This window comes from Novosphingobium sp. FSW06-99 (assembly GCF_001519065.1).
In the GTDB taxonomy this organism is placed as follows: domain Bacteria; phylum Pseudomonadota; class Alphaproteobacteria; order Sphingomonadales; family Sphingomonadaceae; genus Novosphingobium.
This window is the reverse complement of sequence record NZ_KQ954251.1, coordinates 441,104-465,080: the sequence shown is the minus strand read 5'-3', so window position 1 is coordinate 465,080 and position 23,977 is coordinate 441,104. Positions and strand designations below refer to the sequence as shown.

Below are 23,977 nucleotides of genomic sequence, written 5' to 3'. Positions count from 1 at the left end.
CGAACAAGGCAAGGTGCGGGCAGGGACCATGATGCGCTCCGGGCGGGAAAGACGCAAAAACTTTCTCAGGGGGAAATAAATTTGTCAACGAGGCAATTAGCGTCTCGACAGTCCCCGACCCGATTGATAGGTCTTTTCGCGCAAGAGGAAACCCTTTCCCGACCCCGCCCGCATTTGAACGAGAGGTTGTCCATGCCCGATTCCTGGCGTTTTTCCGCGCTTGCCAGCCGTCACCGCGCGCTCGGTTCCAACCTTGAAGACTGGAACGGCATGGGCACCGCATGGACCTATGCCCATGACGTGCAGGACGATCACACCATGATCCGCACCCGCGCCGGGCTGATGGACGTGTCGGGGTTGAAGAAAGTGCATCTGGTCGGCCCGCATGCCAATGGCGTGCTCGACATGATCACCACACGCAATGTCGGCAAGATCGCGCCGGGCAAGTCGGCCTATGCGACGATGCTCAATGACGATGGGCACTTCATCGACGATTGCATTCTCTATCGCATGGGCCCCGATAGCTGGATGGTGGTGCATGGATCGGGGGCCGGGCATGAAAGCCTGGTCGCGGCGAGCACTGGGCGCAATGTTGCGCTGTTGTTCGACGATGATCTGCACGATCTGTCGCTGCAAGGGCCGGTGGCGGTCGATTTCCTGGCCGAACATGTGCCGGGCATCCGCGATCTCAAGTATTTCAGCCATGTCGGGGCAAAATTGTTCGGCGCGCCGGTGCTGATCTCGCGTACCGGCTATACCGGTGAACGCGGCTATGAAATCTTTTGCCGGTCGGCCGATGCGCCGATGCTGTGGGACACCATTCTCGACAAAGGCAAGGCGATGGGCATCGGCCCGGCCTGCTTCACCGCGCTCGATCTGTTGCGGGTGGAAAGCTATCTGCTGTTCTATCCCTACGACATGTCGGAATATTTCCCGTTTGCCGATGGGTCGACCGGCGACAGCCTGTGGGAACTGGGGCTCGATTTCACGGTCAGTCCGGGCAAGACCGGTTTTCGCGGCGCGGATGCGCATTACCGTCTGAAAGGCCGAGAGCGGTTCCGCATCTATGGTATCGAACTGGCATCGGGCATCGCGCCGGAAATGGGCGACCGGCTGCAAGTCGATGGACGCGACGTGGGCGTAGTGACGATCGGCATGGTGTCGAAACTGACCGGGCGCACGCTGGCGATTGCCCGGCTGGATGTCGATGTGGCAGTGGCCGGCACGCCGCTGACGCTGGTCGGCGCACAAGGGAAGGTTCCCGCCACTGCGCAGCCTCTGCCGTTCGACGATCCGAAAAAGACCAAGCGCACTGCCGTCGGCTAAAGGAATTGGCGTCCTTGCACACGGGTCTTGTATCTGTGATCACGGGTTGATTCTTTTCGGGGGGAATGTGAGTCCATGGTCGATGTGACAACCAGCGACGACGACGATCTGAAGGCGCTCGGCTATTCCGCGCAGTTCGAACGGTCAATGTCGCTGTGGGAAAATTTCGCGCTCGGATTCACCTATCTGTCGCCGGTGGTTGGCGTCTATTCGGTGTTCGCCATCGGCATGGCGGCGGGTGGCCCGCCGATGATCTGGTGGTATCTGATCGCCGCGCTGGGGCAGATGATCGTCTGCCTGACCTTTTGCGAGGTGGTGTCGCAGTTTCCCATCTCGGGCGGGCTCTATCCCTGGTGCCGCCGCCTGGTCGGCAAGAAATGGGCGTGGATGGCCGGCTGGATCTATGGCTGGGCGCTGTTCACCTCGATCGCGGCGGTGTCGGCGGGCGCGGCGCCCTTCGTCGGGCCCTTGCTGGGCTTTACCACCACGCCGGTTACCGCGGGGCTGCTGGCGATCGGGCTGGTGGTGATCTCGACATTGACCAATCTGGCCGGGACGCGCGTGCTGGCGCGGGTGGCGATGTTCGGCTTTATCTGCGAAATTCTCGGCGCCATCGTGGTCGGCGCGTTCCTGCTGCTGTTTCACCGGCATCAGCCGATCGGGGTGATCTTCAACACGTTCGGCATCGTCAAGAGCGGGTCCTATGCTCCGGCGTTTCTGGGCGCGGCGATTGTCGGCCTGTTCACCTGCTATGGCTTTGAGGCCTGCGGCGATGTGGCCGAGGAAACCCCCAATCCCGGCGTCGCCATCCCCAAGGCGATGAAATCGACCATCTATGTCGGCATGTCGGCGTCGATTTTCGTCGCGCTGGCGCTGATCCTGTCGCTGCCCGACGTGATGGGCGTGATCACCGGGCGCGTGGCCAATCCGATCGAGGATGCGCTGAACATCGCGTTCGGGCCGATCGGGGCCAAGGCGGTGGTGGTGGTTGTGCTGGTGTCGTTCCTGTCGTGCGCGCTGTCCATGCAGGCGGCCGCGAGCCGACTGGTCTATGCCTATGCGCGCGACGAAATGGTGGTGGCGAGCGGCTGGCTGTCAAAAGTGTCGGAAAAGCATCATGTGCCGATGAACGCGCTGGTGCTGTCGGGGCTGATCGCCTGTGCGGTGCTGGTGCTGGGCATGTTCTTTGCCGATGCGGTCAACACCATCGTCAGCTTTGCGGTGGTGGGCATCTATGCCGGGTTTCAGATGGTCGTGCTGGGCGCGACATTTGCCCGCGGGCGCGGATGGCAGCCGCACGGACGCTTTCATCTGGGCGCGTGGGGCTGGCCGGTCAATTTGGCGGGAATCGCCTGGGGCCTCAGCTCGATCGCGATCATGCTGCGCCCCGCCGACGGCGCGCCGACCTGGTATGCCAGCTATGGCATGGCGCTGACATTCGGCGCGGTGATCGTGTCGGGTCTGCTCTACATGGCGCTGGGTCGCCCCTATGATCGCAGCGATGCGCCCGCTGGCGATGCCTGGTTGCGCCGCCGCCCGACCGGTTTGTAATACAACGAGGAGATGCGAGGATGCGTACCCTGATCGTCCTGCTGGGCGCCCTGGCCATTCCGGCCCACGCGGCGCCCGTCCACCCGACCAAGGTCGATGTGGTCGAACGCGCCGAGACCGATACGTTCAGCGTGAAAGGCGGCAGCGCGGCCGAAAATGTCGGCGATGTGCTGACCTTTACCAACCCGATCTACGATGCGTCGAACAGCAAGAAGGTCGGCGTCGACCAGGGCTATTGCGTGCGGCTGATCGTTGGCAAGACGATGGAATGCCACTGGACGCTGATCCTCGCCAAAGGCCAGATCATGGTCGATGGCCCGGTCGCCGATGGCGACAACGCGCCCGACACCACACTGGCGGTGACCGGCGGCACCGGCGCCTATCGCGGCGCACGCGGCGACATGCTGATCCACGCCCGCGACGCCAAGGCGACCGCGTATGATTTCCATTACCGGTTGATGTAGCGCGCGCGGTCGGCGCAAATCCTGGCCCCAATCTACAACACCCGATCATCACCGCCGCGCGCATCCTTCGACGAGCTCAGGATGAGCGAGGTGGTGTGAATTGGAGGGGTGGGGATGGGGTCGCCCGGCTTCAGCAATCAAGCGTCGTCGCGCGTTCCCATTCGGTGAGGTGGCGCGCGTAATCGTTCCATTCGGCGTGCTTCAGCTTGACATAGCTCGGCACCAGATCGCCCAGCGCTGCGCCCAGCACCTCGCTGGCTTCGAGCGCGCGGATCGCGTCGAGCAGGTTGAGCGGCAGTTTGGGCACGCCGGTCACTTTCTCGCCCTCGGTATACATGTTGATGTCGAGGCGTGGCCCCGGATCGCGTGCGTTGACGATGCCGTCGATTCCGGCGGCGAGCGCCACGGCAGGCAACAGATACGGATTTACCGCGCCATCGGCCAGTCGCAGTTCCATGCGGTTGGGTTCGGGCACGCGGATCATGTGGGTGCGGTTGTTGCCGGTCCAGGTTACCGAATTGGGCGACCAGGTCGCGCCCGAATTGGTGCGCGGGGCGTTGATGCGTTTATAGCTGTTGACGGTGGGGTTGGTGATCGCGGCCATCGCCGGGGCACTGTGCAACAGGCCGCCGATGAAATGCTTGGCGACAGGGCTGATATCCTCGCCCGCCTCGAACGCGTTGGTATCACCCTGCCACAACGACAAGTGGATATGGCAACCGTTGCCGGTCAGGTCGATAAACGGCTTGGGCATGAACGTGGCGCGCTGGCCGTGCTTTTCGGCGACCGACTTCACCAGAAACTTGAAGAACGCCATGCGGTCTGCGGTGATCAGCGCGTCGTCATAGTGCCAGTTCATCTCGAACTGGCCGTTCGCGTCCTCGTGGTCGTTCTGGTACGGTTTCCACCCCAGTTCGAGCATGGCGTCGCAGATTTCGGTGATCACGTCATAGCGCCGCATCAGCGCCTGTTCGTCATAGCACGGCTTGGTCTGGGTGTCGGCGCCGTCGGAAATGGTCTTGCCGTCCGGCGTGATCAGGAAGAATTCGCATTCCACCCCGGTCTTGAGCTGATAGCCAAGCTCCGCCGCGCGCGCGATCTGCGCCTTGAGCGCGTTGCGGGGGCTTGCGGTGACCGGTTTGCCCGCCATCCATAGGTCCGCCGCCAGCCAGCCCAGTTCCTTTTTCCACGGCACCTGGATCAGGCTGGCCGGATCGGGCACGGCAAACAAGTCGGGATCGGCGGGCGTCATATCGAGCCAGGTGGCAAACCCGGCAAACCCGGCGCCGTTCTTCTGCATCTCGCCGATTGCCGCCGCCGGGACCAGCTTGGCGCGCTGATTGCCGAACAAGTCGGTATAGGAAATCAGGAAATACTTGATGCCCTTGGCCTGGGCGACTGCGGCCAGATCGATGCTCATCCCGATGCTTTCTTTTAGAATTGTTGGCCCGGTATCCAGTTCGTCCCCGCCAAGGGCACGCGCGCCATTGCCGCCGCCTCGATGGTCAGTGCGACCAGATCTTCAGGTTCCAGATTGTGCAAGTGGCGTTTGCCGCAAGCGCGCGCGATGGTCTGCGCTTCAAGCGTCAGCACGGCGAGGTAATTGGCCAGCCGCCGCCCCGCCGCCACCGGATCGAGCCGCGCGGCCAGTACAGGGTCCTGCGTGGTGATGCCGGCGGGATCGCGCCCTTCGTGCCAGTCGTCATAGGCGCCCGCCGTCGTGCCCAGCGCGTTGTATTCGGCCTCAAGATGCGGGTCGTTGTCGCCCAGCGCGACCAGCGCCGCCGTGCCGATCGCCACCGCATCGGCGCCCAGCGCCAGCGCCTTGGCCACATCGGCGCCGTTGCGGATGCCGCCCGACACGATCAGTTGCACTTTGCGGTGCATGCCCAGATCCTGAAGCGCCTGCACCGCCGGGCGGATCGCGGCGAGAATGGGGATGCCGACATGTTCGATGAACACGTCCTGCGTTGCCGCCGTGCCGCCCTGCATGCCGTCGAGCACCACCACATCGGCACCCGATTTCACCGCCAGCGCCACGTCGTAATAAGGCCGGGTGGCACCGACTTTGACATAGATCGGCTTTTCCCAGTCGGTGATCTCGCGCAGTTCCTCGATCTTGATTTCCAGATCGTCGGGCCCGGTCCAGTCGGGATGGCGACAGGCCGAACGCTGGTCGATCCCCTTTGGCAAAGTGCGCATCGCCGCCACGCGGTCGGAAATTTTCTGCCCCAGCAACATGCCGCCGCCGCCGGGCTTGGCCCCCTGGCCGATCACCACTTCGATCGCGTCGGCCTTGCGGATATCGGCGGGGTTCATGCCATAACGGCTGGGCAGGTATTGATAGACCAGCGTCTGCGACTGGCCGCGTTCTTCGGGCGTCATCCCGCCGTCACCGGTGGTGGTGCTGGTTCCCGCGATCGTCGCGCCGCGCCCCAGCGCCTCTTTGGCTTGCGCCGACAGCGCGCCAAAGCTCATGCCTGCGATGGTGATCGGGGTTTTCAGATGGATCGGCTTCTTGGCGAACCGCGTGCCCAGCCACACATCGGTGGCGCACTTTTCGCGATAGCCTTCGAGCGGATAGCGTGACACCGAGGCGCCGAGGAACAGCAGATCGTCAAAATGCGGCAGCGCGCGCTTGGTGCCGCCGCCGCGAATGTCATAGATCCCGGTGGCTGCCGCGCGGCGGATTTCGGCCAGCGTGTGCGGATCGAACGTCGCGGAAAAGCGCGGCAAAGTCTGAGGAATGTGCGAATTGTCCATTTCAGATCCTCAGTAGGCCGAGGCGTTGTCGACGTGAAAATTGTACAGCCCGCGCGCCGAGCCATAGCGGCGGAATTCCGTCGGGCTGACCCCTTCGACGCCCGCCTCGTGCAGCAGTTTCGCCAGGATTTCCTCGTGTTCGGGGCGCAAGTCCTTTTCGATGCAATCCGCGCCGAGGCTCTTGACCGCGCCGCGCACGAAAATCCGCGTTTCGTACAGGCTGTCGCCCAGCGCTTCGCCCGCATCGCCCAGCACGACCAGATTGCCCGCCTGCGCCATGAACGCCGACATCGGCCCGATCGAGCCTTTGACCACGATATCGACGCCCTTCATCGAAATGCCGCAGCGTGCCGAGGCATTGCCGTCGATCACCAGCAATCCGCCGTGCGCGGTGGCGCCGGCCGCCTGGCTGGCATCGCCCTTCACATGCACGCGGCCCGACATCATGTTTTCGGCCACGCCCACGCCGACATTGCCGTTGACGACGATCGTCGCCTGACTGTTCATCCCCGCGCAGTAATAGCCCGCGTGGCCGTCGATTTCGATGGTCACCGGCGCATCGACCCCGGCAGCCAGGGCATGCGCCCCGTCGGGATTGGCGATGTGCCAATGCGTTTCGTTGGTGTTGGCCGGCAGCGCGTGCAGCGCGGCGTTGAGATCCCGCTTTGACGAGACGGCAAGGTCGACCACCGGCATCAGTTACGCTCCCACACATAGGCATGCGCGGGCTCGGGCTCGAATATGCGCGCGGTCTCGATGCCGGGCAGGCCGACCAGTGCGCGATATTCCGACCCGAACGCGACATAGCGGTCGGTTTCGGCCATCACCGCCGGTTTGCACGAAATCGGATCGCGCATCACCGCAAAGCCGTTTTCGGTGCCGATGACGAACGTATAGAACCCGTCGAGATCTTCCAGCCCCGCCTCCAGCGCGGCGGTCAGGCTGTCGCCTTCACGCAGGCGCCAACTGATATAGCCCGCCGCCACTTCGCTGTCGTTGTCGGTGGCGAATGTCAGCCCTTCGTGCTCGAGCTGGCGCCGCAGCGAACGGTGGTTCGACAGCGATCCGTTGTGCACCAGGCACTGGTCGCGCCCGGTTGAAAAGGGGTGCGCGCCATCGGTGGTGACGGCGGATTCGGTGGCCATGCGGGTGTGTCCGATGCCATGCGTGCCGCGCATCGCCGGCAGCGCAAAGCGATCGGCGACCTGGCGCGGCAGGCCCACTTCCTTGTACAATTCGATCCGCTTGCCGGTGCCGGTAACCACCAGATCGGGGCGGTTGAGCGCCAGCCAGCCGCGCACCTGTTCCTCGGCAAACACCGGGAACGACAGCACCAGGTGCGTATCGCGCCGGATTGCGGTGGCAATGTCCGCCAGTGCGGCCTCGACTTCGTCGAGCCGGGGGCCGCGCACGGTCACTTTCAGGTGTTCGGCTTCGCCATGGCCATAGACCGCAAAGCCTGCGCTGTCGGGCCCGCGACTGGTCATCACGACCAGCATGTCCGCCAGCAGGCGGCCGAGTTCCGGCTCCAGCGCAGGGTCCTTCAGAAACAGGCCGACAATTCCGCACATGGCTGAGATTCTCCAGATCGTCTGCCTTCGGGATAGTCTGCGGATCGGGAGTGTGTCAATCACGAAGAAACGGAATTTCCCAAGAGGAATATTTTTGCGTGAGTGTCTGACCCGACACTGTCGTGTCGGGAAGTCGGCACCGGCCCGCTCCCCCGCCCGACCACCCTACTATAGGTATCCTATGGGTGGTCGGGCGGGGGAGCGGGCCGGTGCCGACTTCAAAACGCGCCCTTTCGCGCGTTTCGAGTCAACTCTTGATCCTAATCCCGGAACACCACCGTCTTGTGCCCGTGCAGCAGGCTGCGGCCATCGAGGTGCAATTGCACAGCGCGCGCCAGCACGCGGCGTTCGATATCGCGGCCCTTGCGCACCAGATCCTCGGCGCTGTCGGCGTGGGTGATACGTTCGACATCCTGTTCGATGATCGGGCCTTCGTCGAGATCACCCGTCACGTAATGGGCGGTTGCGCCGATCAGCTTTACCCCGCGCTCGTGCGCCTGATGGTACGGCTTGGCGCCCTTGAAGCCGGGCAGGAACGAATGGTGGATATTGATGCAGCGCCCCGACAGCCAGGCCGCCATCTCGTCCGACAAGATCTGCATATAGCGCGCCAGCACCACCAGTTCGGCGCCGGTTTCGGTGACGATGGCGCGGATCTGCGCCTCTTGCGCAGACTTGGTATCGCGCGTGACGGGCAAATGGTGGAACGGGATCGCGCCCAGATTGACATCGCCAAGCGCCTCGCGCGGATGGTTGGACACCACGCCCACCACATCCATCGCGATTTCGCCCATTTTCAGGCGATAGAGCAGATCGACCAGGCAGTGGTCGAACTTGCTGACCAGCAGCAGCACTTTTTGCAAGGCATCGCGCCGCCGCCATTGCCACGTCATCGCAAAGCGTTCGGCAATCGCGCCCAGATCGCGCCCGATCGCATCGGCGTCGCTGCCGTCATCGACAGCAAACACCAGCCGCATGAAAAAGTGGTTGGCCGCCGCATCGTCGTATTGCGAGGCTTCGGTAATATTGCCGCCGTGGTTGAAGATGGTGGTGGCGATTGCAGCGACGATGCCGGGCTGGTTGCGGCAGGACAGGGTCAGCAGATATTCGGTCATGCGTGGGTATCTTCCTGAAGCGCCGCGACGCCGGCTTGCAGCCAGTCGCGGAAACTGTGGGCAAAACTGCGGAAAACCGCGAGGTGGTAATGGTCTGGCGCAGGGCAATGGACGATCACGCCGATATGCGCGATCACGCTGACCACCGCCGCGCCGGGCACCAGCGTGGTCAGATCGACCGGCAATCCCTTTTGCAGCAGGCGCTGCGCATCGGTGCCGATGACAAGCCACAGGACATAGGCGCTCGACTGGTCGATCACCGTGGCACGCCCGGCCAAGCCATCAGCCAGCCGTTCGGCCCAGTCGGGCGATGCGACATCGGCATAGGCCAACCACTGGCCGGGCGCCACGGGCCACAATCCATCGATGTCGAATGCGGCCCCGCCATGCGCAATGACGCTGGCCAGGCCAAACCCGGTCTGTTCGATCAGCGCAATATCAGCCACGCAGCTTCTCCCCCGCCGGATCGTGGAACACCGGATCGCACACCAGCGCGCGCACATCGGCCCCGCGCACGGGATCGTGGACGACCACCTCTTCGCCATGTCGCTGCGCCCCGTGGGCAAGCAGTGCCAGCGCGATCGGATGGCCGAGCGTGGGCGAAAAACACGCCGATGTGACAAAGCCTTCGTCGTTGGCCGCCACTGGTGCCGCGCCGGGCCGCAGCAGATGCCCGCCCGCGCGGATCGCCGATGCGCCATCGACCGGCCGCAGCCCGACCAGCCGTGGCCGTGCGGGATCGACCAGCGCGGGCCGGGCCGCCATGATCCGCCCGATATAGTCCTTTTTGGTCGAGGCCATGCGGCCCATCCCGAGGTCGGTCGCGGTGGTCCATCCGTTCAGTTCGTTGCCCGCCGGATGGCCCTTTTCGATGCGCATCACGCCCAGCGCCTCGGTGCCATAGGCGATCAGGCCGAACGCCGCGCCGACAGCAAACAGATGCTCGACCAGCGCCGCGCCAAGCCGCGCGGGCACGCTCAGTTCATAGGCCAGCTCGCCCGAAAACGACAGGCGATAGAGCCGTGCAGCATGGCCGCGCCAGCGCAAGGTGGTTGCGCCCATGTAGGGCAGCGCGGCGTTCGACACGTCGAGATCAGGCAGCGCGGCGGTCAGCAGATCGCGCGAACGCGGCCCGGCAATCGCATATGTCGCCCATTGTTCGGTCACCGAAACCGCCGCCACGTCCAGATCGGGCCACAGCACTTGCCGGGCGAAATCGATGTGGCGCATCACCGGCGCGGCATTGGCGGTGGTGGTGGTCATGAACCAGCGATCATCGGCGATCCGCGTGACCGTGCCGTCATCGAACACCAGCCCGTCTTCGCGCAGCATCACGCCATAGCGCGCCTTGCCCACCGGCAGCGTCGAAAACATGTTGATATAGAGCCGGTCGAGCAGCGTGCCGACATCGGGCCCGGCCAGTTCGATCTTGCCCAAAGTCGAGACATCGCACAGCCCGACACCGCCGCGCGTGGCGCTGACCTCGCGATCGACCGACTGACGCCAGTCGGTTTCATGCGGCAGGGAAAACCACTGGGCACGTTTCCATTGCCCGGCGTCGACAAATACCGTGCCGTGCGCTGCGGCCCAGTCATGGCTGGCGGTGCGGCGTTCGGGGCGGAAGTGGCGCCCGCGATGATGCCCGCCAAACGCACCGATGGCCACCGGCACCACTGGGGGCCGCGCACGGATCGTGCCGGTTTCGGCCAATGCGCGCCCGGTCGCGGCGGCCAGCAGGCCGTGGCCGTTGACTTGCCCGACGCGGCCCTGATCGGTGGCCATGCCGAGCGTGGTATAGCGTTTGAGATGTTCAACGCTGGTAAAACCTTCGCGCACGGCCAGCGTGATGTCGCTGGCGGTGACGTCGTGCTGAAAATCGACAAAGGCCTTGGCCTTGCACGGGCCGCTGGCCCACACCGCGCTGACCGCGTGGGGGGTGTTTTCTGCATGGGGCAGGGGAGAGGGGTTGATCGTCCGCCCCAGCGTCTGCGCCGCATCGATCGCAGCGCGGCGCCCAGAGGCCAGGATATCGCCCAGCCCGAACCGGCCTTCGGCTGCACCTGCAGCGTCGAGCCCGGGCGGGGTATCGCCCGGCACATAGGCCGCGATGTCGGCGCGCCAGGCCGGTTTGTGGCCGAGATGCGCGGCCAGCGCGATCTGCGGGTTCCAGCCCCCCGCCACCGCCAGCAGGTCGGCGGCAAAACGGTGCGTGCGCCCGGTGCCATCGCGTGCCTCGATCGAGGTGAGCGGGCTGCCTTTGGCGGCGATGATCTGCCCGCCGGTCAGCACCTGCACCCCGACAGCGCGCACGGGCGCTGCCAGCGCGTCGGTCACGACGCTGCGCGTGTCGATCACCGCGACCAGCGTGATCCCCGCGGCCAGCAGATCGTGCGCGGTGGTCCAGCCGCTGTCGGTGGCGGTGAACACCACCGCGCGGCGTCCGGGCGCCACGCCATAGCGCAGGCAATACGTCGACACCGCCGAGGCAAGCATCACGCCGGGGCGATCGTTGCCGTCGAACACGATCGGGCGCTCGGTCGCGCCGGTGGCCAGGATCGCGCGGCGGGCGACGATTTTCCACAGCCGCTGGCGCGGTTGGCCGGGGCGCGGGACGGGCAGATGGTCGGCCACTTGCTCGATCGCGCCATGTTCGCCATCGTCGAACCGGCCAAACACGGTGGTGCGCATCAGCAACCGCACGTGCGGCATCGCGGCAAGTTCGGCCATCGCCATCGCCGCCCATTGCGCACCGCCAAGGCCGCCCAACCCGGCGCGTTCCGACAGCAGATGCCCGCCGGCCAGCGGGTTTTCGTCGGCCAGCACCACGCGCAGCCCCGCGCGGCCCGCATCGAGCGCGGCAACCAGCCCGGCGGGCCCGGCACCAACCACCAGCAGATCGCAGAACGCGTGGTCATGTTCGTAGTGATCGGGATCTTCCAGCCCCGACACCGCGCCAAGCCCTGCGGCGCGGCGGATCACCGGTTCATACAGCTTTTCCCAGGCTTTGGCCGGCCACATGAAGGTCTTGTAGTAGAACCCGGCGACGAACAGCGGGGCAAACACCTGGTTGATTGCCATCAGGTCAAGCCCGAGGCTGGGCCAGCGGTTCTGGCTGGTCGCCTCCAGCCCGTCGAACAGTTCGATCGTGGTGGCCCGCGTGTTGGGTTCGGCACGCGCGCCGCTGCGCAAGGTGACCAGCGCGTTGGGTTCCTCGCTGCCCGCTGTCAGCACACCGCGCGGGCGGTGATATTTGAAACTGCGCCCGAACAGCCGCACCCCGTTGGCCAGCAGCGCCGAGGCCAGCGTGTCGCCGGGATGGCCAAGATAGGCCTTGCCGTCAAAGCGGAACGACAGCGTGTGCAGGCGGTCGATCAGGCCGCCGTGCGGCAGGCGGAACGGTTGACCGGTCATGCCGCGCGCTCCGGCCGGGCCAGCCGTGCGCCGACAATGGTGTGATCGCGCGTGTTGCGTTCCACGCGCAGCCAGTTGCGGCACCCCTGCGCATGATACCACAGTTCTTCGAACAGGCCCGCCGGGTTGTCGCGCAAGTAGACATAGTCGAACATCGCCTCGGCATCGTCGCCCGCCGGGCGCACCGGGGCGGCATCGCCGCGCGAGACGAATTCACGCGAATCGCGCGATCCGCAGAACGGACAGGGAATGCGCATGCGGAACGCTCCTCAGTGCAGATTGGCTTTCAGTGAAGGTTAGCTTGGGCGCCAACGCCCTTCTCATCGATCACGTGCCCGGTGCGGAACCGGTCGAGCCGATAGGCTGTGGCGGTTTCGTGCGGGCTGTCGGTGGCCAGCAGATGCGCAAAGCACCAGCCCGAGGCGGGCGTTGCCTTGAACCCGCCATAGCACCACCCGGCGTTGAGATAGAGGCCCGCCACCGGGGTGTGGTCGATGATCGGCGACCCGTCAAAGCTCATGTCCATGATCCCGCCCCAACTGCGCAACAGGCGCACCCGGCCGATCATCGGCATCAGCGCCATGCCGCCTTCGCACACGTCCTCCACCACCGGCAGATTGCCGCGCTGGGCATAGGAATTGTAGCCGTCGATATCGCCGCCGAACACCAGCCCGCCTTTGTCCGACTGGCTGACATAGAAATGCCCCGCGCCAAACGTGATCACACCGGGGATCAGCGGTTTCAGCCCTTCGGACACGAACGCCTGCAGGACATGGCTTTCGATCGGCAGGCGCAGCCCGGCCATCGCTGCGACATGGCTGGTCATGCCTGCCACGGCCAGCCCGACTTTGCCCGCCAGGATCGTGCCGCGACTGGTTTCGACACCCGTCACTGTGCCGCTGGTATCGCGCACAAAGCCGGTCACTTCGCAATTCTGGATGATGTCGACCCCCAGTGCAGAGGCCGCGCGGGCATAGCCCCAGTTAACCGCATCGTGGCGCGCGGTGCCGCCGCGAGCCTGCAACAGGCCGCCCTGGATCGGGAAGCGCGCATTGTCGAAATCGAGAAACGGCGCCATCTTGCGCACCGCATCGGCGTTCAGCAATTCGGCATCGACACCGTGCATGCGCATGGCATTGCCCCGCCTGGCATAGGCATCGCGCTGCGGATCGGAATGATAGAGATTGAGCACGCCGCGCTGGCTGACCATCGCGTTGTAGTTCAGATCCTGTTCCAGCCCTTCCCACAGCTTCATCGACCATTCGTAGAACGGTTCATTGCCGGGCAGGCCATAGTTCGATCGGATGATGGTAGTGTTGCGCCCGGCATTGCCGCCGCCGATCCAGCCGCGTTCGATCACCGCGACATTGGTGATCCCGTGCACTTTGGCCAGATACCACGCGGTGGCGAGGCCATGGCCGCCGCCGCCGACAATCACCACGTCATAGCCGTCGCGCGGGGCCGCATCGCGCCATGCCGGTTGCCAGCCGCGATGGCGTTGCAGTGCCTGGGCGGCAAGTTGCACGATCGAATAGCGCATTGGACACCCTTTTTCGCGCTGACCAACTAAATTTCTTGACGGGAAAGCTAGGCCGCCTTCAATGACCATGCTTGTCCAATCAGGAACAATTCATGTCTCCCAGCGACATTCGTATCCCTTCTGCTGCGCCGATGCCGCTTGGCCTGTTGTTGATTCCCGGCTTTGCGCTGATGGGCTATGCCACGCTGGTCGAGGCGTTTCGTGCCGCCAACACGTTGTCGGGCAAACCGCTCTATGCCTGGCACCATGTTTCGCCCGATGGCGCGGCGGTAGAGGCAAGCAGCGGCGCGCGCATCCTGGCCGATGCGCCGGTGGGGCAACGGTTCGATTGCGCGCGGCTGTTCGTGTTTGCCGGAGGCGATCCGCGCGGTTTCAGCGATGCCGCCACGTTTGGCTGGCTGCGCCAGTTGGCACGCGGGGGCTGTGCCATCGCCGGGATCTCGGGCGGGCCCTATGTGATGGCGCGCGCGGGTTTGCTGGCGGGGCGACGCGCGACCATCCATTGGGAACACCGTGCGTTGCTGGCGCAGGAATTTCCCGCGATCACGCTTGATAGCGGGCTCTATGTGATCGACGGGCCGATCATCACGTGTGCTGGGGGTACGGCAGGGCTGGATCTGGCGCTGGCGCTGATCGCGCGGGATCATGGCGACGATCTGGCGCAACGGGTCGGTGAATGGTTCATCCGCACCACCCCGCGCGACGCCGCCGGGCCACAAAGGCCGAGCGCGTCCGAACGCCACGGCACCACCAACCGGATTGTGCTGCAGGCTCTGGCGATGATCGAGGCCAGTCTCGACAGCCCACCGTCGCGCACCGCCATCGCGGCGGCCTGCGGACGCTCGCTGCGCCAGGTTGAACGGCTGTTTCAGGTGCATCTGGGGCAGACCATGGCGCAGACCATGTTGGCCCTGCGGCTCGACAGCGCGGCGCATCGCCTGCGTACGACCGATGCCAGTGTGACGGCAGTCGCGCTCGATTGCGGGTTTGTCAGCGCGGCGCATTTTTCGCGCGTCATGCGCCAGCGGTTTGGCGTGCCGCCGTCGGCGCTGCGCAAGCCATAGTCCCGGATCACCCGTGCGGCGATCCGGGACTTGCACTGGTCAGAAGTGGTACCGCACGTTGAAGCCCCAGGTGCGCGGACGGGCATAGTCCGACTGCGTTGCGCCCGAATAGAGCGTCCCGTCATAGGCATAGATGCGATAGGCGCGGTTGAAGATATTGTTCACATAGAACGCGAAATCGAAATTGCTGTCCTTGGGCGTATAGCCGATGCGCGCGTTTTCGACGTTGTAACCGGGTTCCTGTTCGACCGGGGCGCACAGCAGGGTAAAGCACATGTGCGACTGATACATGGCATCGCCCTGGATCATCGCCATGCCGCCGGCCAGTTCGAATTCATAGCGCACCAGCGCATTGCCCGACCAGTGCGGCGCCTGCGGCAGATCGTGCTCGACATAAGTCACCCCATCGGGCAGCAGCACGTTCGGAACATGGCTTTCTTCCCAGCTTTCCGACAGATTGACGGTCAGCCCGGCGATCGGATGGGTGCTGAATTCGGCCTCAACCCCGCCAGCACTGGCATGCAGGTTGCGGATTTCCTGCGAATAGCCGACTTGCACAAATGCCTGATAATTGTGGTAATCGTAGTAATAGCCGACCAGGTTCAGGTTGGAATGAAACGGCAGGCTGGTCTTGATGCCCACTTCCCAGTCGGTCAGCACTTCGGGCTTGAACGCGATCCCGTTAATCGTGTCATAGACCGCCGCATCGGCAATCTCGACACCGGGGACAGCGGCGTTGAGCGTGGGCGTGCCGGTGGAAAAGCTGAACCCGCCCGATTTCGATCCCCGGTTGTAGGCGGCATAGATCAGCGTGGCCGTGGTCGGCTTGAAATCGAGTTCGGCACGCGCGGTCACGCCGCGATAGGTTTCGTCGGCAACATTGTTGGGAATCGAGAAATCGCCTGCCGCCGCGCTGCCCGATACGCCATTGGTGGGATCGTTGAAGCTGACCCCGTCGGGGCAGTAATGCATTGAAAAGCCCGACCAGTATTCCTGCCCGTTATAGCAGCCCAGTTTGTGATCCTGCCAGTAGCGTGCCCCGCCGATCAGTTTCCACTGATCGTTGAACTTGTATTCATCCTGGGCAAAGAACGCAAAGCTGCGGGTCTGTTGATAGTATTGAACCTGCGGGTCATATTCGTCGAACGGCGTGGCATATTGCGCGTGGAAATGGCTTTCGATCGACATGCCGAACGCGCCGAACACCAGATAGTTCTTGCCGAACGTGGTGGCCGCCCGCAGTTCTTCAGAGAACTGGTTCATGCGCATCCGCTGGTTGAAGATCGTGCCCGGCGCATAACAGGTGATCGAAATATTGCCGGGGCAGGGGCCGGGGGTATACGTCTCACCCTGAACATAGGGAAATTCGGGCTGGCTATCGCCCACTTCGTTGTAGAACTTGTTGAGGTACTGGTAATCGGTGATCGAGGTGATATCGAACACGCCGGCCTTGGCATCGATGCGATACGTGGCGCCAAAGAACTGCCGATTGACATAGGGATCGCCGGTTGCGGCAATCTGCCAGGGATTGCCGCCGCGCCATGCCACCACGGTCTGGCCATTGATCACGCCGTTGAAACCGGTGGCCATCGCGCCTGGCGTGGTGTTGGTGCCAAAGCCAGCCGACGGGGCATAGCCAGGCAGGTTGTACGACGAATTGGGCGCCCAATACGGGCAGATCACATTGGCGGGCAGGTTGACGCCCTGATATTGCGCGTTGGGGCACGATGGCGACAGCGCGTACATCGCGCCCTGGCGTTCATGGTCGGATTCGGCATAGCGCAAGGTCAGCTTGGCGGTGAAGTCCGAAGAAGGTGACCATTTGAAAATGCCGCGCAAGGCCCAGTGGTTGTTGCCGCCGCGCGCGGGCTGGCCGGGAATGACATCCTCGATATAGCCGTCGTCGTGGTCATAGAGCCCCGACACGCGCACATCGAGATTCTTGGCGACCTGGCCCTGCAGCGCGCCCTCGAGAATGGTCTCGTTGAAACGGCCAAAGCTTGCCGAGAGAAAGCCTTCGGTATCGTCTTTCGGTTGCGCCGAAATGAACTGGATCGCACCGCCGGTGGCGTTGCGGCCAAACAAAGTGCCTTGCGGACCGCGCAGCGCCTCGGTGCGGGCAAGGTCGAAAATCGGGAACCCGGCGGTCGCCATCGACGACGAATAGCTGTCGTCCTGATAGACCGCGATCGGCGGTTCCTGTTCATCGCCATACGATGTCATCGACACGCCGCGGATGTTGAACACCACCTGGCTCGATGCATAGGCGTTGTAGCGCAAGTTGGGGATCGCGCGGACCACGTCGGTCGCGTTGGTGATGTTGAGATCGTGGATGGTTTCCTTGTCGAGCACCGTAATCGCGATGCCGACATCCTTCAGTTTCTGTTCGCGGCGCTGCGCGGTCACCACGATGTCGGGCGATGCGGCAGGCGGGGCCGCATCGGCGACGGCCGGGGCGGCAGCCGGCGCGGTTTCGGCACGGGCCGCACCGGGTCCACACGCGATCAGCGCGGCGCCGGCCAGCAATCCGGCGGTCAGCGCGTGATGCGTGGCCGACCTTCGGCGCACAGTCGCGCCTTCGACAATCGTGGAAACAGGTGCCCCCTCAGGCGTGGTCTTGCTCATGAATTGCTCCCCTTAGAATTCATCACTCGCCATCGCGGGCCTGTCGTGACTCACGACTCACAAGGTACGCAATCCGTTCAGCCCCACAACCCGTGTAGGCCACCTTTTTAAGCGTGGGGAAAATATTTTAGCCTAGAAGAAACATTGCCGGCAGCCGGAATGGCGCGTTGCGGTGGTTTTTCGCATGCCGTCACGGCACGGTTGATCCAGGTCAAATCCATCGCGGCCCGCCGCGCCTAGGTGCCGGACAATGTACAAGATCCTGATCCGGCGCAGCGAACGGCCACCGTGTGGCGGGGTTGAACACTGACGCCGCCACCGCGCGGCGAGCGAACCCCTTGTTCTGCAAACCCCACGGCCATGCCCCGCGCTGGCCAGACCGGATCTGTCATCATGCATCATTTCGACGCCATTTCGGCCCAGCTCGCCCAGGTGCGCGCGGGCCATACCCTGCCGCGCGACTTGTACGTCAGCGACGAGGCCTTTCGTTTCGACACCCAGGTCATGCTCAAATCGGTGTGGCTCTATGCCTGCACGGTCGCGCATGTGAAAAAGCCGGGCGACTGGTATCAGTTCGAACTCGGGCGCAATTCGGTGATCATCGTGCGCGGTCGCGATGGCGCGGTGCGCGCGTTTCACAACACCTGCACGCATCGCGGCGCGAAAATCTGCAACCAGCCCACCGGCAGCGGCGGGCGGCTGACGTGCCCCTATCACTTCTGGAGCTTTGGCCTCGATGGCAAGCTGCTGGCCGCGCGGGGCATGCCCGATGATTTTGAAAAGGCCCAGAACGGCCTGCGCCCGGTGGCAATCGAAAATCTGGGCGGCCTGCTGTTCGTGTGCCTGTCGGACAATCCGCCGCCGATCGACCGGGCCAGGGCGGATATCAGCGCGCAGATCGCGCTCTATGACCTCGACCGGATGAAAGTGGCCGACCAGTACGATCTGGTCGATCAGGCCAACTGGAAACTGGTGATGGAAAACAATCGCGAATGCTATCACTGCGAAAGCAACCATCCCGAGTTGCTCAATTCGCTCGATGGCAACGGGTTCGGCAAAGGCCTGCCCGAAGACAACCGCGATGGCGACGCCACACAAGGTGAAGCCGCAATCGAGGCGATGCGTGCGCATTGGCGCGAACTTGGCATCTATCGTGATCTGGTCGAATTTCCCGATGGTTGGTGGCACCGCGTCGCGCGCATCAATCTGGCGCCCGGCGCGGTGTCGCAGACGATGGATGGCAAGCCCGCCTGCAAAAAGCTGATCTGGCCGCATGGCGACCGCGAGGAAACCAGCCTGTCGGTGTGGACCCAGCCCAACAGTTGGCACCATTTCTGCTGCGACCATGTCGTTACGTTCAGCGTGATGCCGCTGGCGGCGGACAAGACGCTGTTGCGCACCAGTTGGCTGGTGCACGAAGATGCGGTCGAAGGTGTTGATTACGATCCCGCCTATCTCAGCTCGGTGTGGCGCGCGACCAACGAACAGGATCGCCTGCTGGCCGAATACAACCATGCCGGCATCCTGTCCGACGGCTATCGTCCGGGGCGCTACTCCAACGAGGAAAAGCTCGTCGAGGCGTTCAAGACGTTTTACGTCGACAAGGCGCTCGAAGCGCTGGGCTGAACCAGGTCGGGCCCCATCGGCAGGCCATGGTGGGTTTCCACCGCCACGCCGATGTGGGCCAGCCATTCGCGCGGCATGGTGCCGCCAAGGCAGGCGATCACCGCATCGTTGGCCAGATTGTGCGTGCCATCGGGACTGGCGATCGCAATCGTGTCGGGGGTGATCGCCACGGGTTGCGTGTGGCGATGCACGGTGATCGTCCCGGCGGCCTCCAGGTGCTCTACCGCCATGCGATTGGCGGCGCGCGCGCGGGCAAAACCCGCGCCGCGATGCACCAGCGTGACCGTGGTGCCGGGCACTTCGGCCAGCGCGATCGCCGCCTCCAGCGCGGCGTCGCCGCCGCCCACCACCACGATCCGCTGTTCGGCATATTGCCCCGGATCGCTCAGCCGGTAGACCACTTTGGCCAGATCTTCGCCCGGCACATGCAACCGGCGCGGCGTGCCGCCGCGCCCGGTCGCCAGCAGCACGCGGCGCGTGCGATGGCGCGCATGGTCGGTTATCACCACAAAGCCATCGCCCTCGCGCTCTACAGTGCGCACGCGTTCTTCAAAGCGGGGGGCAAGCCCGGTGCGGGCCAGCACATCCTGCCAGAAGTGCAACAACCCCTCCTTGCTGATCGCGCCCAGCCGCACTTCACCGATCAGCGGCAGCGTGGCGGGCGCGGTCATCACCAGCTTGCCGCGCGGGTAATGCGCGACCGACCCGCCAAGGCTCGCCTGATCGATCGCTACAAAGCGCAGACCATGCGCCATGGCCCCCAGTGCGGCGGCCAACCCGGCCGGGCCGCAGCCGACAATCACCACGTCGAGCCGGTCGTCGGAGGGGGCGGTTTTGAGCGCGGCGGCCATATGGTCGATGGTCGCGCTGCCCTGGGTGATGGCATTGCGGATCAGGCCCAGTCCGCCCAGTTCGCCCGCGATATGGATGCCGGGAATGCTGGTTTCGCCACCCGGGCCCAGCACCGGCACGTCGATCCCGCGCGTCGGCGTGCCGAACACCAGCGTGATCGCGCCGGCCGGGCAGGCATCGCGGCACACCCCGTGGCCGACGCAGGCCCACGGCTCGATCAGCGTTGCGGTGCGACCGATCAGCCCCAGCACATCGTGTTCGGGGCAGGCGCGCACACAGGCCCCGCAACCGATGCAGCGGGCCGGATCGATGCGCGGGTGCAGGCTGGGCGGTTCGGCCAGCCCGGCCGCGCGGTTGTGCGACAGCAGATCACGGTTGCGCCGCGTGCGCCGGGCATGGTGGCGCGCCCATCCGGCCACCGCCAGTGCCAGCGGCAGCGCATAGACCGGGACGAGGGCATAGGCGGCGATCATCGGGCTGACATTCCTTGTTTTGCGAGAGAAGACAATTGTGCCGCGATTTCCAGCGAAATCTGGCATCACAGCGCTGAACGCGAACAAGGATGGAGTCGCGACACAGCAGGAGCCCATGCCCGGCCTGACGCACAAGATCGGCGATGTTGAGGTAAAGCCCGGGCCGTCGCGGCGCGTCTGGCCGGATATTGCCGCGGTCGCGCTGGCGCTCGCCTTGCTCGCCTGGGGCTGGCGCGCGCGCGGTGATGACGCGCTCGATCCGCATCGCTGGCCGGGCTATCTGCTGGGGTTGGTCGGATCGTTGATGATGCTGGCCTTGCTGGGGTTTTCGTGGCGCAAGCGGGTGCCCGCCGGTCCGGGGTCGGTGGCGGCGTGGTACAACGCGCATGTCCTGCTCGGGCTGTTCGGTGCGGTGGCGGTGGTGATCCATGCGCGGTTTGCCTGGGGCTCGCTCAACAGCAGCTTTGCGCTCGCCGCGACCGGGTTGGTGGTGCTGAGCGGGGCGATCGCGCGCTATGCGCTCGGCCCGGCGCGGCGCAGTGGCGCGCGCTGGGGCACTGTGCTGGTCGAGGCCTGGCATTACCTGCACGTGCCGCTCTACTTCGTGCTGACAGGGGCGGTGCTGCTGCATGTCTATATGGCGCACGCCTACTGATGCGGTGGCTGTCGCGCCTTGTGCTGGTGTTCGCCGGTGTCATGCTGGCAGGCGCCTTGCATGCCGAAACGGTGATCGAACGGCTGGTCAGCCCAGGCCCGCTGTCATCGGCGCATGCCCATCTGGAAACGCGCTGCAACGCGTGCCACGTGCAGTTCAAGCGCGCGACCCAGCCGGCGCAATGCCTGACCTGCCACACCGGCATCGCGCGTGATCGCGCCACGCACACCCGGTTTCACGGCAGTTTGGCCGACGCACGGACCCAGCCGTGCCGCGCCTGCCATGTCGAACATCAGGGCAAGGCGCATGCGCTGGCGGCGTTTGCCCCCGACACGTTCAACCACCAGACATGGTCGATTTATCACCTGACCGGTGCGCATCGGCACACCCGTTGCGCCGCGTGCCATGTCGGCATGGCGCATTTCCGCGAAACGCCGCAGGCCTGCGCCGCGTGCCACCGCCGTGCGGATGTCCATCGCGGCCTGCTCGGCCCGCAATGCCAGTCGTGCCACACCACCGTGCGGTGGAAGGATGTGCTGCCGTTCGACCACGACCGCACGCGCTATCCGTTGACCGGCGCGCATCGCACCACCGGCTGCATCGACTGCCACAAGGGCGAACACTGGCACGATGCGCCGACTGCGTGCGTGTCGTGCCATCTGTCCAAGGATGTTCACCGGGGCGCCGATGGCCCGCAATGCGCGCAGTGTCACACCACTGCCGACTGGCGCACGATCCGATTCGACCATGACACCGTAAAGGCGTTTCCCTTGCGCGAGGCGCATCGCGCCGTGGCCTGTATCGACTGCCATGCCGAAACGGTGCGCCCCGCGCGCGCGCCGGTGGCCTGTGCCGGATGCCATACCAAGGACGATGTCCATCGCGGTGCCGACGGCCCCAAATGCGAAAGCTGCCACAGCCAGACGACGTGGAAAGTTTCCACGTTCGACCATGCCAGGACCGGCTATCCGCTGCTGGGGCTGCACACCCGCGTCACGTGCGTCGGCTGCCACCCGCAATCGGTCGACAAAGTCAAAGTCGGCACGCATTGCATCGATTGCCACGTGCGCGACGATGTTCACCACAACGCGCTCGGCCCCACATGCGAACGCTGCCACAAAGTGACCGGTTTCCGCATTCCCGGCGTGCCGCGCCTGCAGACCCCGTGGCACAGCACGCTGGCGCATGATTTTCCGCGCTCGGGCGTTCGGGACTAGACGATCTACCTTCGTCGATTAGCGTGAACTGTCTTGCGGATGAAACCGCATGGGCATAGCGCGATTGCGGCAAGGGCGGGCAGGAGCAAGTGATGACGACCGATTTCGTAGGGGCGCGCGCCCTGCTCAATGATCCGCTGACCAACCGGGGCACCGCGTTCACGCTGGAAGAACGCGACGCATACGGGTTGCACGGATTGCTGCCCTCGCACGTGTTCAAGCTGGAAGACCAGATCGAGCGCCGGGTGCAGATGCTCGAAGGGATGGATTCGGATTTCCATCGCTATGCCTTCCTGCGCGAATTGCAGGATACCAACGAAGTGCTGTTCCATGCGGTGGTGCAAAGCGATCTGCCGCGCATGCTGCCGCTGGTCTATACCCCCACCGTCGGCGAAGGCTGCCAGCGCTTCAGCCAGATTTTCCGCCGCCCGCGCGGGCTGTTCCTGTCGTGGCCCAACCGCCATCGCATCCGCCAGATCCTGGCCGATCCGTCGCTCGACCGGGTAAAGGTGATCGTGGTGTCCGATGGCGAACGCATTCTGGGGCTGGGCGATCAGGGCGCCGGCGGAATGGGCATCCCGATCGGCAAGCTGGCGCTCTATACCGCCTGTGCCGGGTTCCACCCTGCCGAAGTGCTGCCGATCCTGCTCGATTGCGGCACCGACAATCCCAACCGGCTGAACGATCCGCTCTATATCGGCTGGCATTCGCCGCGGGTGCGCGGCGCCGATTACGACGCCTTTGTCGAAGAATTCGTCAGCGCGGTCGATGAACGCTGGCCCGGCGTGCTGCTGCAATGGGAAGATTTCGCGGGCAAGAACGCCTATGACCTGCTGGCGCGCTATCGCCAGCGCCTGCTGACATTCAACGACGATATCCAGGGCACGGCGGCAACCGCGGTCGGCACATTGCTGGCTGCGGTGCGGGTGACGGGTGTGCCGCTGTCGGCGCATCGCGTGGTGCTTTATGGTGTGGGCGCGGCGGGCAGCGGGATTGCAGAAATGCTGGTGCGCGCGATCATGGCCGAAGGTGTCGACGAAGCGACCGCGCGGCGCACGATCTGGCCGATCGACCGCGACGGGCTGATCGTGGCGGACATGGCTGACCTGGGCCCGCAGCAAGTGGCGCTGGCGCGCGATCCCGCCGATGTGGCGGGCTGGACCCGCGTCGGCAACGGGCGCATCGGGCTGGAACAAACCATCGCACAAGTGCGCCCCAGCGTGCTGATCGGTGCCTCGGGGCAAAAGGATGCCTTCAACGAAGGCGCGGTGCGGCTGATGGCAAGCTTGTGCGAAAAACCGGTGGTGTTTCCGCTGTCGAACCCGGTTTCGCGCGCCGAAGCGACCCCGGCTGACATTTTGCGCTGGAGCGACGGCCGCGCGATCGTCGGCACTGGCAGCCCGTTCGGCACGCCTGGTGTGACGCAAGTCAACAATGTCTATGTGTTCCCCGGCGTCGGGCTGGGCGCGCTGGCAGCCAAGGCCGAGATCGTGACCGACGGCATGTTCATGGCCGCCGCACGGCGGCTGGGCGAACTGAGCGCCGAAATCGGCGATGGCGGCCCCGGCCTGCTGCCGCCGATCACCGCCTTGCGCGAAGTCGCGCTGCGCATTGCCATCGTCGTGGCGCAACAGGCGCTCGCTGAAGGCGTGGCGGGCGTCCCCGCCGAAGCGATCACCCGCGACGCGATCGCCGCACAAATGTGGGAACCGGCCTACGATTGA

19 protein-coding genes are annotated in these 23,977 nt (G+C 64.7%); 8 read left to right on the top strand and 11 right to left on the bottom strand.

Annotation, left to right across the window (positions count from 1 at the left end; all coding sequences use genetic code 11):
• Positions 1 to 192: 192 nt before the first annotated feature.
• The 3 genes from AQZ49_RS02170 to AQZ49_RS02160 all read left to right on the top strand — a co-directional run bounded on the left by AQZ49_RS02170 (position 193) and on the right by AQZ49_RS02160 (position 3,341).
• The gene (locus AQZ49_RS02170; protein WP_067612136.1) at positions 193 to 1,326 is read left to right on the top strand and encodes an aminomethyl transferase family protein; all 1,134 of its coding nucleotides are present in this window, start codon (positions 193 to 195) and stop codon (positions 1,324 to 1,326) included.
• Positions 1,327 to 1,401: 75 nt separating this feature from the next.
• Positions 1,402 to 2,877, top strand: coding sequence for an amino acid permease (locus AQZ49_RS02165; RefSeq protein ID WP_067612134.1), 1,476 nt, complete (start codon positions 1,402 to 1,404; stop codon positions 2,875 to 2,877).
• Positions 2,878 to 2,897: 20 nt separating this feature from the next.
• Positions 2,898 to 3,341, top strand: coding sequence for a dirigent protein (locus AQZ49_RS02160; protein ID WP_067612132.1), 444 nt, complete (start codon positions 2,898 to 2,900; stop codon positions 3,339 to 3,341).
• Between the two features lie 130 nt (positions 3,342 to 3,471).
• Here the strand turns inward: AQZ49_RS02160 and glnT are convergent, their stop codons facing one another.
• From glnT to AQZ49_RS02115, 9 genes are all read right to left on the bottom strand, one after another.
• Positions 3,472 to 4,761 (bottom strand): type III glutamate--ammonia ligase, encoded by a 1,290-nt coding sequence (glnT, locus tag AQZ49_RS02155; protein ID WP_067612129.1) that lies wholly within the window; start codon positions 4,759 to 4,761, stop codon positions 3,472 to 3,474.
• Between the two features lie 14 nt (positions 4,762 to 4,775).
• Positions 4,776 to 6,104, bottom strand: coding sequence for an FMN-binding glutamate synthase family protein (locus AQZ49_RS02150; protein ID WP_067612127.1), 1,329 nt, complete (start codon positions 6,102 to 6,104; stop codon positions 4,776 to 4,778).
• A gap of 9 nt (positions 6,105 to 6,113) precedes the next feature.
• A complete protein-coding gene (locus AQZ49_RS02145; RefSeq protein ID WP_067612121.1) occupies positions 6,114 to 6,800 on the bottom strand; it encodes a GltB/FmdC/FwdC-like GXGXG domain-containing protein in 687 nt (228 codons plus the stop codon).
• Positions 6,800 to 7,675: a class II glutamine amidotransferase gene (locus tag AQZ49_RS02140; protein WP_067612117.1), complete on the bottom strand. Its 876-nt coding sequence runs from the start codon at positions 7,673 to 7,675 to the stop codon at positions 6,800 to 6,802. Before AQZ49_RS02140 ends, AQZ49_RS02145 begins: the two co-directional genes overlap by 1 nt.
• 260 nt (positions 7,676 to 7,935) lie before the next feature.
• Positions 7,936 to 8,790 carry a formyltetrahydrofolate deformylase gene (gene purU, locus AQZ49_RS02135; protein WP_067612114.1) on the bottom strand — a complete coding sequence of 285 codons (855 nt, stop codon included), beginning with the start codon at positions 8,788 to 8,790 and terminating at the stop codon, positions 7,936 to 7,938.
• A complete protein-coding gene (locus tag AQZ49_RS02130; RefSeq protein ID WP_067612112.1) occupies positions 8,787 to 9,236 on the bottom strand; it encodes a sarcosine oxidase subunit gamma family protein in 450 nt (149 codons plus the stop codon). Before AQZ49_RS02130 ends, purU begins: the two co-directional genes overlap by 4 nt.
• Complete coding sequence (locus AQZ49_RS02125; protein WP_067612109.1) at positions 9,229 to 12,201, bottom strand: sarcosine oxidase subunit alpha family protein; 2,973 nt, start codon at positions 12,199 to 12,201, stop codon at positions 9,229 to 9,231. Before AQZ49_RS02125 ends, AQZ49_RS02130 begins: the two co-directional genes overlap by 8 nt.
• Positions 12,198 to 12,458 carry a sarcosine oxidase subunit delta gene (locus tag AQZ49_RS02120; RefSeq protein WP_067612106.1) on the bottom strand — a complete coding sequence of 87 codons (261 nt, stop codon included), beginning with the start codon at positions 12,456 to 12,458 and terminating at the stop codon, positions 12,198 to 12,200. The genes AQZ49_RS02125 and AQZ49_RS02120 overlap by 4 nt, the downstream gene beginning before the upstream one ends.
• Before the next feature lie 29 nt (positions 12,459 to 12,487).
• On the bottom strand, positions 12,488 to 13,741 hold the full coding sequence (locus AQZ49_RS02115; RefSeq protein WP_067612102.1) for a sarcosine oxidase subunit beta family protein: 1,254 nt from the start codon (positions 13,739 to 13,741) through the stop codon (positions 12,488 to 12,490).
• Positions 13,742 to 13,833: 92 nt separating this feature from the next.
• On the opposite strand from AQZ49_RS02115, the gene AQZ49_RS02110 reads away from it, so the two are divergent.
• Positions 13,834 to 14,805, top strand: coding sequence for a GlxA family transcriptional regulator (locus AQZ49_RS02110; protein WP_067612099.1), 972 nt, complete (start codon positions 13,834 to 13,836; stop codon positions 14,803 to 14,805).
• Positions 14,806 to 14,844: 39 nt separating this feature from the next.
• Here the strand turns inward: AQZ49_RS02110 and AQZ49_RS02105 are convergent, their stop codons facing one another.
• A complete protein-coding gene (locus tag AQZ49_RS02105; protein ID WP_067612096.1) occupies positions 14,845 to 17,430 on the bottom strand; it encodes a TonB-dependent receptor in 2,586 nt (861 codons plus the stop codon).
• A gap of 393 nt (positions 17,431 to 17,823) precedes the next feature.
• On the opposite strand from AQZ49_RS02105, the gene AQZ49_RS02100 reads away from it, so the two are divergent.
• Positions 17,824 to 19,056, top strand: a complete 1,233-nt coding sequence (locus AQZ49_RS02100; RefSeq protein ID WP_067612092.1) for an aromatic ring-hydroxylating oxygenase subunit alpha — start codon at positions 17,824 to 17,826, stop codon at positions 19,054 to 19,056.
• Here the strand turns inward: AQZ49_RS02100 and AQZ49_RS02095 are convergent.
• Positions 19,023 to 20,381 carry an NAD(P)-binding domain-containing protein gene (locus tag AQZ49_RS02095; protein ID WP_231738604.1) on the bottom strand — a complete coding sequence of 453 codons (1,359 nt, stop codon included), beginning with the start codon at positions 20,379 to 20,381 and terminating at the stop codon, positions 19,023 to 19,025. The two genes, AQZ49_RS02100 and AQZ49_RS02095, sit on opposite strands and share 34 nt — an antisense overlap.
• Before the next feature lie 115 nt (positions 20,382 to 20,496).
• Between AQZ49_RS02095 and AQZ49_RS02090 the strand changes: the two genes are divergently transcribed.
• From AQZ49_RS02090 to AQZ49_RS02080, 3 genes are all read left to right on the top strand, one after another.
• A complete protein-coding gene (locus tag AQZ49_RS02090; protein ID WP_067612089.1) occupies positions 20,497 to 21,036 on the top strand; it encodes a hypothetical protein in 540 nt (179 codons plus the stop codon).
• A complete protein-coding gene (locus AQZ49_RS02085; RefSeq protein ID WP_067612085.1) occupies positions 21,036 to 22,253 on the top strand; it encodes a cytochrome c3 family protein in 1,218 nt (405 codons plus the stop codon). Before AQZ49_RS02090 ends, AQZ49_RS02085 begins: the two co-directional genes overlap by 1 nt.
• Positions 22,254 to 22,345: 92 nt before the next feature.
• Complete coding sequence (locus AQZ49_RS02080) at positions 22,346 to 23,977, top strand: NAD-dependent malic enzyme (protein ID WP_067612080.1); 1,632 nt, start codon at positions 22,346 to 22,348, stop codon at positions 23,975 to 23,977.

Bases quoted from the DNA above. Each gene is read 5' to 3' on its own strand.
- AQZ49_RS02170 (WP_067612136.1), top strand. From the start codon at position 193: ATGCCCGATTCCTGGCGTTTTTCCGCGCTTGCCAGCCGTCACCGCGCG.
- AQZ49_RS02165 (WP_067612134.1), top strand. From the start codon at position 1,402: ATGGTCGATGTGACAACCAGCGACGACGACGATCTGAAGGCGCTCGGC.
- AQZ49_RS02160 (WP_067612132.1), top strand. From the start codon at position 2,898: ATGCGTACCCTGATCGTCCTGCTGGGCGCCCTGGCCATTCCGGCCCAC.
- glnT (WP_067612129.1), bottom strand. From the start codon at position 4,761: ATGAGCATCGATCTGGCCGCAGTCGCCCAGGCCAAGGGCATCAAGTAT.
- AQZ49_RS02150 (WP_067612127.1), bottom strand. From the start codon at position 6,104: ATGGACAATTCGCACATTCCTCAGACTTTGCCGCGCTTTTCCGCGACG.
- AQZ49_RS02145 (WP_067612121.1), bottom strand. From the start codon at position 6,800: ATGCCGGTGGTCGACCTTGCCGTCTCGTCAAAGCGGGATCTCAACGCC.
- AQZ49_RS02140 (WP_067612117.1), bottom strand. From the start codon at position 7,675: ATGTGCGGAATTGTCGGCCTGTTTCTGAAGGACCCTGCGCTGGAGCCG.
- purU (WP_067612114.1), bottom strand. From the start codon at position 8,790: ATGACCGAATATCTGCTGACCCTGTCCTGCCGCAACCAGCCCGGCATC.
- AQZ49_RS02125 (WP_067612109.1), bottom strand. From the start codon at position 12,201: ATGACCGGTCAACCGTTCCGCCTGCCGCACGGCGGCCTGATCGACCGC.
- AQZ49_RS02120 (WP_067612106.1), bottom strand. From the start codon at position 12,458: ATGCGCATTCCCTGTCCGTTCTGCGGATCGCGCGATTCGCGTGAATTC.
- AQZ49_RS02115 (WP_067612102.1), bottom strand. From the start codon at position 13,741: ATGCGCTATTCGATCGTGCAACTTGCCGCCCAGGCACTGCAACGCCAT.
- AQZ49_RS02110 (WP_067612099.1), top strand. From the start codon at position 13,834: ATGTCTCCCAGCGACATTCGTATCCCTTCTGCTGCGCCGATGCCGCTT.
- AQZ49_RS02105 (WP_067612096.1), bottom strand. From the start codon at position 17,430: ATGAGCAAGACCACGCCTGAGGGGGCACCTGTTTCCACGATTGTCGAA.
- AQZ49_RS02100 (WP_067612092.1), top strand. From the start codon at position 17,824: ATGCATCATTTCGACGCCATTTCGGCCCAGCTCGCCCAGGTGCGCGCG.
- AQZ49_RS02095 (WP_231738604.1), bottom strand. From the start codon at position 20,381: ATGATCGCCGCCTATGCCCTCGTCCCGGTCTATGCGCTGCCGCTGGCA.
- AQZ49_RS02090 (WP_067612089.1), top strand. From the start codon at position 20,497: ATGCCCGGCCTGACGCACAAGATCGGCGATGTTGAGGTAAAGCCCGGG.
- AQZ49_RS02085 (WP_067612085.1), top strand. From the start codon at position 21,036: ATGCGGTGGCTGTCGCGCCTTGTGCTGGTGTTCGCCGGTGTCATGCTG.
- AQZ49_RS02080 (WP_067612080.1), top strand. From the start codon at position 22,346: ATGACGACCGATTTCGTAGGGGCGCGCGCCCTGCTCAATGATCCGCTG.